The sequence below is a fragment of the Phaeobacter italicus genome (assembly GCF_019801785.1).
GTDB classification, from domain to species: Bacteria; Pseudomonadota; Alphaproteobacteria; order Rhodobacterales; family Rhodobacteraceae; genus Phaeobacter; species Phaeobacter italicus.
This window is the reverse complement of the sequence record NZ_JAHVIJ010000002.1, coordinates 141241-155062: the sequence shown is the minus strand read 5'-3', so window position 1 is coordinate 155062 and position 13822 is coordinate 141241. Positions and strand designations below refer to the sequence as shown.

Sequence of the window (13822 nt, the reverse complement as noted above, 5' to 3'; positions counted from 1 at the left end):
AGCCATAATTCGATCACTTCTCGTTCTGGGCGAGGAGTGATCATTTATGGAGAAACATTATGTCCTTTGACTTGACCGCGATGTCGCGCAAAGAGCTATTGGAATTGCAAGGCGCTGTTGAAAAGGCCCTCAAGGATGCTGAACAACGTGAGCGTATCGAAGCCCTGAAAGCGGCTGAGGAAGCTGCGGCGAAATATGGTTTCTCGCTTGAAGAAATCGCTGGCAACGGTCGCGCGGCAACCAAAAAGAACAAAGCGGCGCCGAAATACCGCAATCCACAGAACCCGGAAGAAACCTGGACTGGCCGTGGCCGCAAACCCCATTGGGTGCACGCCGCACTGACCGCAGGTGTCGATATTTCCGATCTCGAAATCTGATTTCGAATACTGAGAGCTACGAAATGACCGTCCATATTGGTGCCGAAAAAGGCGAAATTGCGGAAACTGTCCTGCTTCCTGGTGACCCATATCGCGCGAAATGGGCTGCTGAAACCTTTCTGAAAGATGTCCGGCTCGTCAATGAAGTGCGCGGCATGCTGGGTTTCACCGGAACCTGGAATGGCCACCCTGTAACCATTCAGGGCAGCGGCATGGGTATGCCGTCGCTTTCCATCTATGTGAATGAGCTGATCCGCGACTATGGCGCCAAAACACTGATCCGTATCGGATCCTGTGGTGGCATGCAGAAAAAGGTCAAAATCAGGGATGTCATCCTCGCGATGACAGCCACAACCCTCAGCACGCCGTCCCGTGGCATTTTCAAGGAGGTGAACTTCGCCCCCTGTGCAGACTGGTCACTTCTCCAGGCCGCTGCAAATGCTGCAGCCAGTCGCGATTTGGCTCCGCACGTCGGCGGGATCTACTCCTCCGATGTTTTCTATGACGAGCGCCCCGATCTGAATGAACAGATGGTGCGTCATGGCATTCTGGGCGTCGAAATGGAGGCAGCCGAGCTTTACACTCTCGCAGCCCGTTACGACTGCCGCGCCCTGGCCGTGCTGACCGTCTCGGACCATCTGCAAACGGGCGAGGCCCTGCCCTCTGATCAACGCGAGCGCAGCTTTGGCGATATGGTCGAAATCGCCCTTGAGGCGGCTTTTGCCTGATTAGGCTGACCTCTCAGCAATCAAAAAAGGCAGCGTCCAGCGCTGCCTTTTTTCGTTCACCCGCGCCCGTGGCTACGGTCATATCCGTTTTGGGCTGGGGGCTCCCACCCCGCCAACGCACCTTCCTTGGGGGCAAAGGTCTCAACCAACAGGGGGTGGCACGGGGCTGTATCGCTTGTGTGCTCCGACCCGCAGTCGCCACCAGGGCAGGCGCTCAGCGCGCCAAGCAGATCGATCTCTGCAAAGAATTCCAGATAATCGCCGGGTCTGACCGGGCTCGCCTTCATGAAATATTGGCCAGTGTCACGGGTAAAGCCGGTACACATGAAAACGTTCAACACATCATGGACATGGGGCTCTGCCTCGGCCAGGGGGATTCCCAGATGATCCGCCAGCGCCCGCGTCAGATTTGAATGACAGCAATAGTGATAGTCATCCCCGGACAGCAGATTGCCAGTGTAGGGATCACACCGGGTGCCGATCACATCGTGGACAGATCCACCATAGCTGTCGATTCCGTACCACCCCAGCGTATCCTCAGTAATCGTGGCCATCGGGCGCAGATATGGAAGACTGCTCCACAGACGCTCCCCACGTGTCACATGGGTTCCATGCAGGGCACGGGTTTTGCCCGAGAAAAACCGCTCACTCAGGTCATTCAGGTTCCAGAGGTTCAGATCACCTACTTGGGATCCCTCAACGGATGAAATCCGGAAAAAATGTCCTGCCGGGACAGTGAAACATGCCGCATCACGCGGCTGAACCAGAACTTCCCCGGTTTTCACCGCACCGCTTCGGGCAGCCTGATACAGGTCCAGATCCGGTTTCGGGAGTGTTTCGTTGGGATAGCAGATCACGGGTTTAACCGCGCGGCGCTCTGCCGCGTCTGCTGGCGCCTCAGCCGCTGAGACGGGCTGGGTGTGTTGAGACATGGGCGCAAACCTTCCTGTTGTTTGCGCCCATCAAATCCTCAGATGCCACCAGAGACAAGTGATTGTTCCCAAAGCGACCATCGGGAACAGTCACAATCAGATGACCACAACATCCAGCGGGGGGAAGCCGTTGAAGCCAACGGTCGAATAGGTGCTGGTGTAGGCGCCACATGCGTGGATCACCACACGATCTCCAGCTTTCAGAGCCAGCGGCAGTTGGTACAGCTGTTTTTCGTACAGCACATCGGCACTGTCGCAGGACGGTCCGGCCAAAATGCAGGGGCCAGTCTGCGCCTCACCATGGTCAGTGGTGATCCTGTAACGGATCGCTTCGTCCATGGTTTCGGCAAGGCCAGAGAATTTGCCAATATCGAGATAGACCCAACGATGCAGGTCATCCGCGTCCTTGCGCGACACCAGCAAAACTTCGGCAGCAATCGCGCCCGCCTCAGCAACCAGGCCACGACCCGGCTCTGCCATGATCTCGGCCGCATCCGGAAAGCGAGCGTTGACCAGCTCCATCACTTCCCGGGCATATTGGTTGGGTGCCATCACCTCGGTGCCATAGCTGGCCGGGAAACCGCCACCAATGTTCAGCAGGCGCAGGTCATGACCAGCGTCTTTTGCGGCTTTCCAAACCGCGGCAACCTGATCAAGCGTATCAGCCCACATCTGAGGTTCGCGAGTTTGCGAGCCCACGTGGAAGGACAGGCCAGAGACCTCCAGTCCAAGATCACGTGCCTCGTCCATCAGGCTCAGCGCCATTGCGGCGGAGCAGCCAAATTTCCGGCTCAGCGGCCAGTCGGCGCCAGTTGCCTCTACCAGCAGACGAATACACACATGCGCGCCCGGGGCGTGCTGAGCCAGCTTTTCCAGCTCGGCTGTTGCATCGGCCGCAAAATGGGTGATCCCGATCTCATGAGCAAAAGCAATATCAGCGGGTCGCTTGATGGTGTTGCCAAAGGTGATCTGTGCAGGTTTTGCACCAGCCGCGAGACACAGCTCGATCTCGGCGCGGCTGGCGGCATCGAAATTGGCACCCATGCGGGTCAACCGGCGCAGGATCTGCGGAGCCGGGTTGGCCTTGACGGCATAGTGGATGCGGGCGCGGCCGAGGCCTTGCGCGAGTGCGGCGTATTGCCGGGCAACAGCTTGGCTGTCAACAACCAGTGTCGGGCGTTCAAACGCGGTCTGTGCGATGTAAGACAGGTGGCGAGAAACGGGGACAATAGCATCTTGACGGGCAAGTTGCCCGGTTACGTTTGCGTTCATGGTCATCTCCAAAAGACCCGGCCATCTATGACCGCTCACTTCAATCAGAGACGTTACCGTCGCTACGTAACCATGGGGGATAACCCTTGGGACAGAGGCGCGTGCGTTGGCGTCTGTGCGCCATATCCATCAAACGCACGAGTCGATCAAGTGTTTTTTTTGCGCGGAACCCCCTTATTTTTATGGCTGAATTTGATCAGATTTCAGCCATGCGCATTTTGCAGGGCTCAGGCTTTTTTCTGCGGTTTCAAACACACGCGTGGAATGTCGTCACCAGCCTGCACCGCACCACAGGACGCGCATCGCCACTGTCCGGCCGACCTTTCCTGCCGCCAGCGGCAGTCCCGACTAAGGGAGGACGTATTGTGGCGCCAAAGGAAATACCCCATGACGCCAACAAGCAGAATGAGAATAAGGATGGGCATGTCGCCTATCTAAAGTGCGGCCAAATCAGCTGCAACCAGCCTATTTTGTTATGCGGCAGCGAAATAGTCGACCACCCCATCTGTGTCTTCATCGCGGACCGGCGCAACGGTTTCGGGGGTGTAATAAGCCCAGGCTTGCTCAAGATGAGCCAGCGCTTCGGCGGCAGCGGATGGCTTCGGAGCCTCGGTCGAATTGGCGGCTTGCGGCAGGAGGGATTGGGTCATCTGTTCGGTCCTATGCAGGGGTTATCTCTTCCCTGCCCCCAATTTAGACCCGCCTTCACCCGTCTGCAGCAGCCACCTTGGCAAAACCGTCATGCGCAGGGTGCAACCCAAGCCCCTAGCCCAGCATCAACTCTCCCGCGAGGCCAAGGGCAAACCCCGCCACACCACCAAGAGCTGGCCAGCTGGCACGGTCAGCATGGGCCTTGGGCGCGACATCCTGAAACAGCAGATAGAGAATTCCACCGGCTGCAAAGATCATGATTCCACCAAGCACATCCGGCATGTCCGCAAGCCAGACCAGACCTGCAATGGCACAAAAAGGCCCCAGCGCTGCAAGGCCGACAAAGACCATCAAAACCTGCAGCGCAGATCTGTCCCGCTGCCACATGTCACGAAAGGCCGCAAAGCCCTCTGGAAGGTTCTGAAGAAAGATCATGACCGCCAGCAATATTGCCGTGCTGCTTTGACTGACCAGCATTGCCCCCAAGGCCATCGCCTCAGGGAGGAAATCCAGGACCATCGCCAAAAGCAAGGCGCCACTGCCACCGATCCGGTTCAGCGTGGTGTCGACCCAGGCAAAGACCAGCCCGCCTGCTGCCAAAAGGGATAAAGCCACCAGTGGTGAGAGGGCCTCTGCCCCGTGAGGCACCAAAACCAGTGCCACAGCAGATAGCAGGGCACCGCCGCCAAATGCTGTAATTGCATGCAGTATGCCATCGCGCAGACGTGCGTCGCTAATATGCTCCCACCGGGCAAGCAGCCCGCCAAGTGGCATCGAAAGCCCGGCCAGACCAGCCAGCAGAATAGCAGTAAGAAGTGGCGACATTCCGGAACGTTAGCAGACAAAAGCGCGGTGGCAACCGGCACAAACAAAAACGCCGCCTGCGATCGACAGGCGGCGTTTTGTCATTCTGTGCAGATCTGATCAGACCGCGCGATCAACCATCATTTGCTTGATGTGCGAAATCGCCTTCGCCGGGTTCAAACCTTTGGGGCAGGTCTTGGCGCAGTTCATGATGGTATGGCAGCGATACAGCTTGAAGGGATCTTCCAGCTCATCCAGACGTTCGCCCGTCGCCTCATCGCGGCTGTCGATGATCCAACGATAGGCGTGCAGCAGCGCGGCCGGCCCGAGATAGCGATCGCCATTCCACCAGTAGGACGGGCAGGAGGTAGAGCAGGACGCACACATCACGCACTCATACAGACCATCAAGCTTTTTGCGGTCTTCAATGGACTGCTTCCACTCTTTTGCGGGCCGGTTGGTCTTGGTTTCCAGCCACGGCATGATCGAGGCATGCTGCGCATAGAAATGGGTGAGGTCCGGGATCAGGTCTTTCACCACCGGCATGTGCGGCAGCGGGTAGATTTTGACATCGCCCTTGATCTCATCAAGACCATAGATACAGGCCAGCGTGTTGATCCCATCAATGTTCATCGCACAGGATCCACAAATGCCTTCCCGACAGGACCGGCGGAAGGTCAGGGTCGGATCAATCTCGTTCTTGATCTTGATCAGCGCGTCCAGAACCATCGGGCCGCATTTGTCCATATCGACGAAATAGGTATCCACACGCGGGTTTTTCCCATCGTCCGGGTTCCAGCGGTAGATGCTGAACTTGCGCACATTGGTTGCGCCTTCGGGCTTGGGCCAGGTTTTACCCGTGGTGATCTTGGAATTTTTCGGAAGTGCGAATTCGACCATAGATCGTTCTCCTTGCTTAGCTGCCCACCAGACGCAGGCGGCACGCGCTGCGACGGCAGGAGATCGGTGTACCCGCCCCGGCAGCCAAGCCGGAACGAAGGTCAGTCAGTGTGTCGGCCCGAAGGTCCGAAAATGCATATGTGCTGAAGGTCATTGCAACAGCCCCTCTGCCGGGGTCAGCTTGTGATGCGTCAGCCCCGCGAGACGCGCAGCGTCATCGGGATACCTGCGAGAAAGCCCCCGCATCAGCGCCTCGTCACGGGCGGCAAGGTGCAGGATTGCCAGATATTCGCCGTCATCCATCATGCGCTGCCAGCGCTGGTCAGTCCGAAGGCCAAAGGCACTGCCAGAGGCCTGTTCGTCAAAAGATGACCCGCCACCGTAGCTCTGGACCACCCCCAGCGAATTGTCCCTTACCAACAGCCCCAGTCGGCCAAGACACGCCGCGCGGTAGGCCTCGTCTTTGACCCATTGGTCGTAGTCGATGACCACAAGGGCGAGCGCATCGGCCTCGGCTGCGAGGTCAAGCATCTTGCGGTAACTGTCGATGGCACGCATCACCACACCACTGCGATGTGCTAGCGAGAAATCCGGGTTGCGCTGCAACTTCTTCACCAGAGACGCCGACCAGTTCAGAAAGCCGCGCAGCAGGATGACATCTGCTGAAATCAGGGTTTCATCCAGATCCCCGGACACAGGGCGCGACAGACAGTGATCCGATGGAACGACATCCTCATAAGACAACAGCATCAAACCGCCCTGCCCCATTCCGGCGCCAAGCACGGACAAATCGCTACTGTCCTGACGCGAAACCCGCTGCCCGTTTTTTTCCACGCCATGATGGTGCGCAAACGGCGTGCGCGCTGCCTTGCAGTTGTTGAAAAACAACGCCTGCCCCTTGGGGGCATTGCGCTGCAGCCAGTTCGCAACCGCGTGGTTTCCGCATCGACGCATGCCGAACATCCGCAGCACCGTATCAGGCTGCCAGCTGCCAAGCGGCCACTGTGCAGGTGAAACCATGCGGGTCGGACTATCCGCAACCGTCATCATGCGACGCCCCGCCCGTGCGCGATCAGCCCCCGAAAACGGGAGCTGATGCAGTAAGGGTATGCCGGGGCACATCGCAGCACGGTCTTAGAAGGTCCGTGCCTTAGGTGCGATCTTCGCCTCGCTGATGCCACCTTCTGCTTCGGTGGTCAGCGGGTCGAGGATCACCGGGCGATAGGTCAGATCAACCTTGTTGCCTTCAATCCGGCTGACGGTGTGGACGCGCCAGTTTTCGTCGTCACGGGTGGTGAAGTCCTCATGCGCGTGGGCACCCCGGCTTTCCTTGCGTGCCTCAGCGCCAACGATCGTGGCCAGCGCATTGGGCATCAGGTTGGTCAGCTCCAGCGTTTCCATCAGGTCAGAGTTCCAGACCAGAGACCGGTCGGTCACGGCCAGATCATCCATCTTGGCCGCAATCGCGGTCATCTTCTCTACGCCCTCTGCCATGGTTTCGGAGGTCCGGAAGACGGCAGCGTCACTCTGCATGGTGCGCTGCATTTCCAAGCGCAGATCTGCAGTCGGGATCCCACCCTTGGCGTGGCGCAGTGTGTCGAACCGGTCAAACGCCTTGTCGACCTGAGCCTGATTGAGCTCGGGGTTGGGGGTGTTCGGATCAACAACCTTGCCCGCACGGATCGCAGCCGCGCGGCCAAACACCACGAGATCGATCAGCGAGTTGGAGCCAAGGCGGTTTGCGCCATGCACCGAGGCACAGCCTGCTTCACCCACGGCCATCAGACCCGGAACAACTGCGTTGGGATCCTCTGCCGTCGGGTTCAGCACTTCGCCCCAATAGTTGGTCGGAATGCCGCCCATGTTGTAGTGCACGGTGGGCAGAACCGGGATCGGTTCTTTGGTCACGTCAACACCGGCAAAGATCTTGGCGCTTTCCGAAATACCCGGCAGACGCTCTGCTAGTGCTTCGGCCGGCAGGTGACTCAGGTTCAGGTGGATATGGTCCCCGTGCTCGCCCACGCCGCGACCTTCGCGGATCTCCATTGTCATGGAGCGGCTGACGTAATCGCGCGGCGCCAGATCCTTGTACTGGGGCGCATAGCGCTCCATGAAGCGTTCGCCTTCAGAGTTGGTCAGGTAGCCACCCTCGCCACGCGCACCTTCCGTGATCAGACAGCCAGAGCCGTAGATGCCAGTTGGGTGGAACTGCACGAATTCCATATCCTGAAGCGCCAGGCCCGCACGCGCCACCATGCCGCCGCCGTCGCCGGTGCAGGTATGCGCCGATGTGGCAGAGAAATAGGCGCGGCCGTAGCCGCCGGTCGCCAGCACAACCATCTTGGCGTTGAAGACATGCATGGTGCCGTCATCAAGCTTCCAGCAGACAACGCCCTGGCATTGCCCGTCTTCGGACATGATCAGGTCGATGGCGAAATACTCGATGTAGAACTCGGCGTTGTTCTTCAGCGACTGGCCATACAACGTGTGCAGGATGGCGTGGCCGGTCCGGTCAGCAGCGGCACAGGTGCGCTGCACTGCGGGGCCTTCGCCGAACTCGGTGGTGTGGCCGCCGAACGGGCGCTGATAGATCTTGCCTTCCTCGGTACGCGAGAACGGCACGCCGTAGTGCTCCAGCTCGTAAACTGCCTTGGGCGCCTCACGTGCGAGGTATTCCATTGCGTCGGTGTCGCCCAGCCAGTCGGAGCCTTTGACGGTGTCATACATGTGCCACTGCCAGTGGTCGGGGCCCATGTTGGCCAGCGACGCGGCGATGCCGCCCTGCGCTGCAACCGTGTGGGAACGGGTCGGGAAGACCTTGGTCACACAGGCCGTGCGCAGACCCTGTTCCGCCATCCCCAGCGTCGCGCGCAGACCCGCGCCACCTGCGCCTACAACAACAACGTCGTAGTCGTGGGTTTCGTATTCATATGCTGCTGTCATCATCAGTTTCCTTTTGCGCGCAGAGCTCAGAGGGCCAGCTTGATCAGGGCGAGCAGCCCCGCAGCAATCAAAGAATATGCAAACGCGGTCGCGGCGATCGTTGCCATCCGCTCGGACACGCCGTGCATGTAGTCCTCAATCGCCTCACGCACTTCGTGCAGTGTGTGCAGCACGATCACGATCATGCTCAGCGCAGTGAGAATTGCGGGAACCGGACGGGAGAAATAGGCCAGAACCTCTTCGTAGGTTCCGCCCAGCCCTGCGCCAACGGTAAAGACGAACACCGGAACAGCGGGCACTAAGAGCGTCGAGGTGACAATCGCGTTCCAGTGGGTTTTCGTGCCAGTGCGGCCAGATCCAAGCCCCTGAGCGCGTTTGCGGTCTGTCAGATACTGCATCCCTTGCTCCTTACAACACAATCGCGGTGAAAACGGTCAGCGCCGTCGCCGCGATGAACATGCCCTGGCCCATCTTCTCAGATGTCTCAACATCAAGGCAGTGACCGAAATCCCAGATGACGTGGCGCAAACGGCCAAGCATCAGGTACCAGATCGACCATGTCGCGCCGAGCAGGATGATATCGCCCAGCCAGCCGCGCAGTAGGCCGTCGATGAACCCGAATGCCGCTTCGGAGGTCGCGGCGGCAAGCAACCACCAGACAGCAAGCAGCATGAGGAAGAAAATCGCGATACCTGTTGCCCGCACAAAGATCGACGAAGCAGACGTCAGCTGAGGGCGGTAGATTTGCAAGTGTGGCGAAAGCGGGCGATTGCCCCGATTTACATCGGCCATGTTGGCTCCTTTCCGGTTGGCTGACGACGTTTTAGCGGTTTTTTGCGTCGTGTCACGCAAACGAGGGGTAAAAATGCGCAGTTATTCCTGCAAATGCCAGGAAAACCACATTTTGTGATCACTTAGATCAAGCGCGTGATCACAAATTATTTTTCCCTTAATTTCTTACAGAATCAGACAGGGTTCGGTTTTTCAGTTGCGACGCAGATCCTCCCCTAGCAGTCCAGCAGTCTGCTCTGCCACTTCCCGCAGGAGTTTCTGGCGAATTGCATCCGGATATTCTTCAAAGGTTGCAGCGGTTTGCACGAAGGCCCCTTCGCCTGTGATCACTTTTTCAAAGAAGTAGTCCGTCAGGGCGGGCTCGCTGTCTTCAATCGCCAGCGCATTGACCGTCACGCCAGCCGCGCGCAACGCTGGATGCACATCACCGGGGGCCACCCCTTCGTTCGAAAACCCATCGCCCGAAACATCGATCAGACGCCTGCGACAATCCGGCACGGCAGAAAACTGAGCCAAAGCCAGTTCGAGCGCCTCTCCGATACCTGTTGCAAAGTTCCGCCAAGGACGCGGCAGGCCCGAGATCTCGTTGGACAATCGATCCACATCGCTGAAGTCCGAGATGGCGACCCAAGGGAGAGACAGCTCCTGGCGACCGCTTCCTGACCACTGGATGACCGCCACGCGCGCCTCACCCCGCACCAGTGCCTCGGCGATGATCCCATCTCGAAGCGCTGCCGCAAGCCCGTCCATCTGGATGCGGTATTCGTCGATGTCGACGCTGCCGGAAACATCGACAGCCAACACAAGCGCAAGATCACAGGCACGCAGCATACGCGCGCCAAAAACAAGGTGCAGGCAGGTCAGAACAAGAAAAAGGCGCGTCATCTGCATAGGCCCAGCCTAGCGGCCCGGCTTGATCCGCCCTACTCTTTTTCCCGTGAGGCCGCTACCGCGCGATCTCTTCTCCTGCAAAGAGACGCTCCATGACTGCCCAACGGGCGAGCGGGCGGCGTGCCTTGCGGCTGTAGGCAAACCAGCATCCGCCACCTGCGAGCTGGTCCCATTGTCGGCTGATCGGGAGCCCCGCCAACGCACAATAAAGGAGTGTTCCAACTGCACCGTGGCCACAAATGATCAGCGCATGGCCGTCATGATCAGCTTCGGCTGCCATTACTTCTCGCAGGATGCGCGCCTGAGCATCGCTCGCCGCCTCCCATCCGCGCATTGATCTATCGGGATTGGCAAAGAACGCGTCCGCCTGCGCCTCAAACAGCGGTGGAGCCAGAAACCCGGTGCTGGAGCGATCATTCTCATGGGTACCAGGCCGGACGTCGACGCGCGTACCAAGTGCGGCGGCAAGTGGCGCAGCGGTTTCGACCGCCTTGCGTTCCGCGCTGGCGACAACAGCCACAGCGCCGCCCAGATCCGCTGCCGAAATGTGGTCAGCCAACGCATCAACCCTTTGCCGCCCTTCCACAGACAGCTGCCAGTTGGGAACCGGCACATCCGGGTCAATCAAAACCTGCGGATGGGTCAGGTAGATCACCATGTCAGGGCTGAGCGTGGCCAAGGTGATCCTCCCGTAATCCGCCGATCAATCAGACCGGCATCAGCGCCCAATAGTCCAGATCAAGCAACACCTCCGGCAGATATTTGCCGTCATCGCCCCGCAGCGCGAACGGCTCGCCGCCGCTGGTCGCAACCAGACGCAGGCGGATCGCACCAACACCCGGCACGCCGGTTTCGGCCTTGTCCAAAACCTCAGACCACGCCCGGATCGTCATGCCCGACGTACAGGGGTTCGCATGGGCGCCCCCGTTCAGACCAACGATCATCTGTGCATTTGCGAGACCATTGAACGACAGAGCCCTCGCCATCGAGATCACATGGCCCCCATAGATCAGCCGCGATCCATCAGGCCGGGCTGTGGTGTCGAAATGGACCTTTGCCGTATTCTGCCACAGGCGCGTTGCCAGCATGTGCTCGGCCTCTTCGACCGTCACGCCATCCACGTGATCGATCTGCTCGCCAATTTCATAGTCCGCCAAACGGTGGGCTTCACCGGCCTGCACAAAGTCGTAGCTGTCAAACTGCAGGCCTGCACGAACCACCAGATCTTCGGCTCGGATCACATTTTGGAGCTCCGGGATGACCGTCTGCGGGGCAGGCGCATCCAGATCACCTTTGCGCACCATGACCCAGCGCACGTAGTCCAGCACCAGATCATCACGCTGGTTCAACCCACGGGTCCGGACATACACAACACCGGATTTCCCGTTGGAGTTCTGCTTGACCCCGATCACCTCACTCTCGGCGCGCAGGGTGTCCCCGGCGTAAACCGGTCGATGCCACCGTCCCTCTGCATAGCCAAGATTAGCCACTGCGTTCAGCGACACATCCGGCACGGTCTTTCCAAAGACCAGATGAAACGCCGCCAGATCGTCCAGCGGCGCCTCGGGCAGACCACATCCGCGCGCGAATTCATCCGAGGAATACAGGGCGTGTCGCGCCGGGTAGAGCGCGTGATACAAGGCTCGCTCTCCCCCCGACACCGTGCGAGGGACCGCGTGCCGCAGCACATCCCCCACAGCGTAATCCTCAAAAAACCGGCCCGGATTGGTCTTGGCCATCAGTGCTCTCCCAGCTTGGTATCAGGGGTGTAGGTGCCCGGCACATCCTTCACGACGGATTGACCGCAGCGCATGATCCCTTTCACCGGATCAAAGGTCTGGGTGGGGCTACCATACAGCTCCCAGCCCTTGTTGAGCGCGTCAGTCACCTTGTGGCAAAATGCCGATGTGTCGTCTTCCGACAAAAAACGATAGAGTTTCATGCGTTAGCCTCCGAATGGCGAGGGGCCGACGAGCCCGTGGATATAGCCGATCACACCCATCAGAATGATCGAGGCGACAAAGAACATGCCGTCCTTGGCATAGCTGCCTTTGGGGCCCGGTGCCCAGGTTGGCTCTGCCCGGTTGATCAGCATGATCTGGACCGGCACATAGGCCAGCAGACCACCAAACAGAATGATCGACGCCAGATCACCGTTCACCAGCAGGTGCGCAATCGCCCAGAGCGCAAACCCCGTCAGCATCGGATGCCGCATCCCATTCAAGAGCGCCCCCTTCTTGGGCGCGGGCGACATCAGGAACAAGGCGATCAGAACCAGCGTGTTGTTGATGTGCACCATGAAAGATGGCGGCGCCCAAACATAGATGAACTCCATGCTGCGATAGCCGAGCACCATCAAAACGATCGCAGCAACCAATGCCAGTGCGACCAGCCCCTTGCCCTTTTCCCCAAGTCTCGCCCGCTGCTCAGGCATGAGGCGTTTGAAGAAATGTGCCCCCCACCAGATCAGGATGCCTAAAAGCAATACTGCCATGTCAGTCTCCTACAGATATTTGACTGACTAAACGCCTAGGCGGAAACGGCCGCGATTGCATCAGCTTTCGCAAGGATCTCGCGGGCGGTTGCCACATGCAGGTTCTCGACAATCTTGCCATCCACAACAGCGACCCCCTGACCGGCGGCCTCTGCCTCCTCAAATGCCGCGATCTGGCGGCGGGACAGGTCGATTTCCGCCTCAGACGGAGCAAAGGCCGCATTCGCCACATCCACCTGCGCGGGATGGATCAGCGTCTTTCCATCAAAACCCATGTCTCGGCCCTGTTCGCATTCTGCGGCCAAACCCTCTGCGTCTTTGAAAGCGTTGTACACACCATCGACGATGATGATGCCTTCCGCCTTGGCCGCGAGCAGACATTGCCCCAAGCCCGCCATCAGAGGAAGCCGGTCGGGACGAAACCGCACCTGCAGCTCCTTAGCGAGATCATTGGTGCCCATCACCATCCCCTGCAGCAGCGGGTGCGCCGCAATCGCCGCCGCGTTCAGCATACCCCGAGGCGTTTCCATCATCGCCCAGATCGGCAGATCACCGGTAATGGCGGCAAGCGCATTGAGATCATCAGGCGATGACACCTTTGGCAAAAGGACCGCATCACAGGCCATCTTGGTGACAGCTTCTGCATCCGATCGGCCCCATGTGGTATCCAATCCATTGATGCGCACAATCTTCATTCGGGCGCCATATCCACCCTCTGCAAGGGCCGCCGCAAGCGTGTCGCGCGCGTTGACCTTTTCATCTGCAGAGACCGCATCCTCCAGGTCAAAGATGATCGCATCCACCGGCAGTCCGCGCGCCTTTTCCAGCGCACGTGGTTTGGATCCGGGAATATAAAGAACCGAACGGTACGGACGTGTGCGCGGATCCATATGCGATCTCCTCTGGGTCATTTTGTTTCAAGAACAGCTAGAATATAGAAATTAAACTATCAAGTGAAATTATGCCGCAATGCAGAAATCATGTATGCGACAGCAGAAAGAACGCCCGTGGCGCAACATCTAAACCGCTGAGAAACAT

The 13822-nt window shown here is 58.9% G+C and carries 17 protein-coding genes; 2 read left to right on the top strand and 15 right to left on the bottom strand.

Features of this window, described 5'->3' with window-relative positions; all coding sequences use genetic code 11:
- Positions 1–59: 59 nt before the first annotated feature.
- Complete coding sequence (locus tag KUV39_RS05165) at positions 60–377, top strand: H-NS histone family protein (protein WP_008561338.1); 318 nt, start codon at positions 60–62, stop codon at positions 375–377.
- Positions 378–400: 23 nt separating this feature from the next.
- Complete coding sequence (gene deoD, locus KUV39_RS05160; RefSeq protein WP_222459134.1) at positions 401–1105, top strand: purine-nucleoside phosphorylase; 705 nt, start codon at positions 401–403, stop codon at positions 1103–1105.
- Positions 1106–1161: 56 nt separating this feature from the next.
- Here deoD and KUV39_RS05155 read toward each other — a convergent pair whose 3' ends face one another.
- The 15 genes from KUV39_RS05155 to KUV39_RS05085 all read right to left on the bottom strand — a co-directional run bounded on the left by KUV39_RS05155 (position 1162) and on the right by KUV39_RS05085 (position 13674).
- Complete coding sequence (locus KUV39_RS05155; protein WP_050672827.1) at positions 1162–2037, bottom strand: urea carboxylase-associated family protein; 876 nt, start codon at positions 2035–2037, stop codon at positions 1162–1164.
- A 96-nt stretch (positions 2038–2133) separates the two neighbouring features.
- The gene (locus tag KUV39_RS05150; protein ID WP_222459133.1) at positions 2134–3315 is read right to left on the bottom strand and encodes a type III PLP-dependent enzyme; all 1182 of its coding nucleotides are present in this window, start codon (positions 3313–3315) and stop codon (positions 2134–2136) included.
- Between the two features lie 467 nt (positions 3316–3782).
- The gene (locus tag KUV39_RS05145; RefSeq protein ID WP_222459132.1) at positions 3783–3959 is read right to left on the bottom strand and encodes a hypothetical protein; all 177 of its coding nucleotides are present in this window, start codon (positions 3957–3959) and stop codon (positions 3783–3785) included.
- Positions 3960–4074: 115 nt separating this feature from the next.
- Positions 4075–4785, bottom strand: coding sequence for a ZIP family metal transporter (locus tag KUV39_RS05140; protein WP_222459131.1), 711 nt, complete (start codon positions 4783–4785; stop codon positions 4075–4077).
- Between the two features lie 99 nt (positions 4786–4884).
- Entirely contained in the window at positions 4885–5664 is a 780-nt protein-coding gene (locus KUV39_RS05135) for a succinate dehydrogenase iron-sulfur subunit (protein WP_008559389.1), read from the bottom strand.
- A gap of 150 nt (positions 5665–5814) precedes the next feature.
- Positions 5815–6714 carry a hypothetical protein gene (locus KUV39_RS05130; protein WP_222459130.1) on the bottom strand — a complete coding sequence of 300 codons (900 nt, stop codon included), beginning with the start codon at positions 6712–6714 and terminating at the stop codon, positions 5815–5817.
- Positions 6715–6798: 84 nt separating this feature from the next.
- A complete protein-coding gene (gene sdhA, locus KUV39_RS05125) occupies positions 6799–8607 on the bottom strand; it encodes a succinate dehydrogenase flavoprotein subunit (RefSeq protein WP_222459129.1) in 1809 nt (602 codons plus the stop codon).
- Positions 8608–8633: 26 nt separating this feature from the next.
- Complete coding sequence (gene sdhD / locus KUV39_RS05120) at positions 8634–9005, bottom strand: succinate dehydrogenase, hydrophobic membrane anchor protein (RefSeq protein ID WP_008560830.1); 372 nt, start codon at positions 9003–9005, stop codon at positions 8634–8636.
- A gap of 10 nt (positions 9006–9015) precedes the next feature.
- Positions 9016–9399, bottom strand: coding sequence for a succinate dehydrogenase, cytochrome b556 subunit (sdhC, locus tag KUV39_RS05115; protein WP_008563151.1), 384 nt, complete (start codon positions 9397–9399; stop codon positions 9016–9018).
- Positions 9400–9591: 192 nt separating this feature from the next.
- On the bottom strand, positions 9592–10284 hold the full coding sequence (locus KUV39_RS05110) for a DUF1194 domain-containing protein (RefSeq protein ID WP_244998246.1): 693 nt from the start codon (positions 10282–10284) through the stop codon (positions 9592–9594).
- A gap of 61 nt (positions 10285–10345) precedes the next feature.
- On the bottom strand, positions 10346–10969 hold the full coding sequence (locus KUV39_RS05105; RefSeq protein WP_224833862.1) for a histidine phosphatase family protein: 624 nt from the start codon (positions 10967–10969) through the stop codon (positions 10346–10348).
- Positions 10970–10997: 28 nt separating this feature from the next.
- Positions 10998–12029, bottom strand: a complete 1032-nt coding sequence (locus tag KUV39_RS05100) for a MaoC family dehydratase (RefSeq protein WP_222459128.1) — start codon at positions 12027–12029, stop codon at positions 10998–11000.
- Complete coding sequence (locus KUV39_RS05095) at positions 12029–12232, bottom strand: DUF1737 domain-containing protein (protein ID WP_037302570.1); 204 nt, start codon at positions 12230–12232, stop codon at positions 12029–12031. Before KUV39_RS05095 ends, KUV39_RS05100 begins: the two co-directional genes overlap by 1 nt.
- Positions 12233–12235: 3 nt before the next feature.
- Entirely contained in the window at positions 12236–12784 is a 549-nt protein-coding gene (locus tag KUV39_RS05090) for an NnrU family protein (RefSeq protein WP_222459127.1), read from the bottom strand.
- A 35-nt stretch (positions 12785–12819) separates the two neighbouring features.
- Positions 12820–13674 (bottom strand): HpcH/HpaI aldolase/citrate lyase family protein, encoded by an 855-nt coding sequence (locus tag KUV39_RS05085; RefSeq protein WP_222459126.1) that lies wholly within the window; start codon positions 13672–13674, stop codon positions 12820–12822.
- Positions 13675–13822 lie beyond the last annotated feature (148 nt).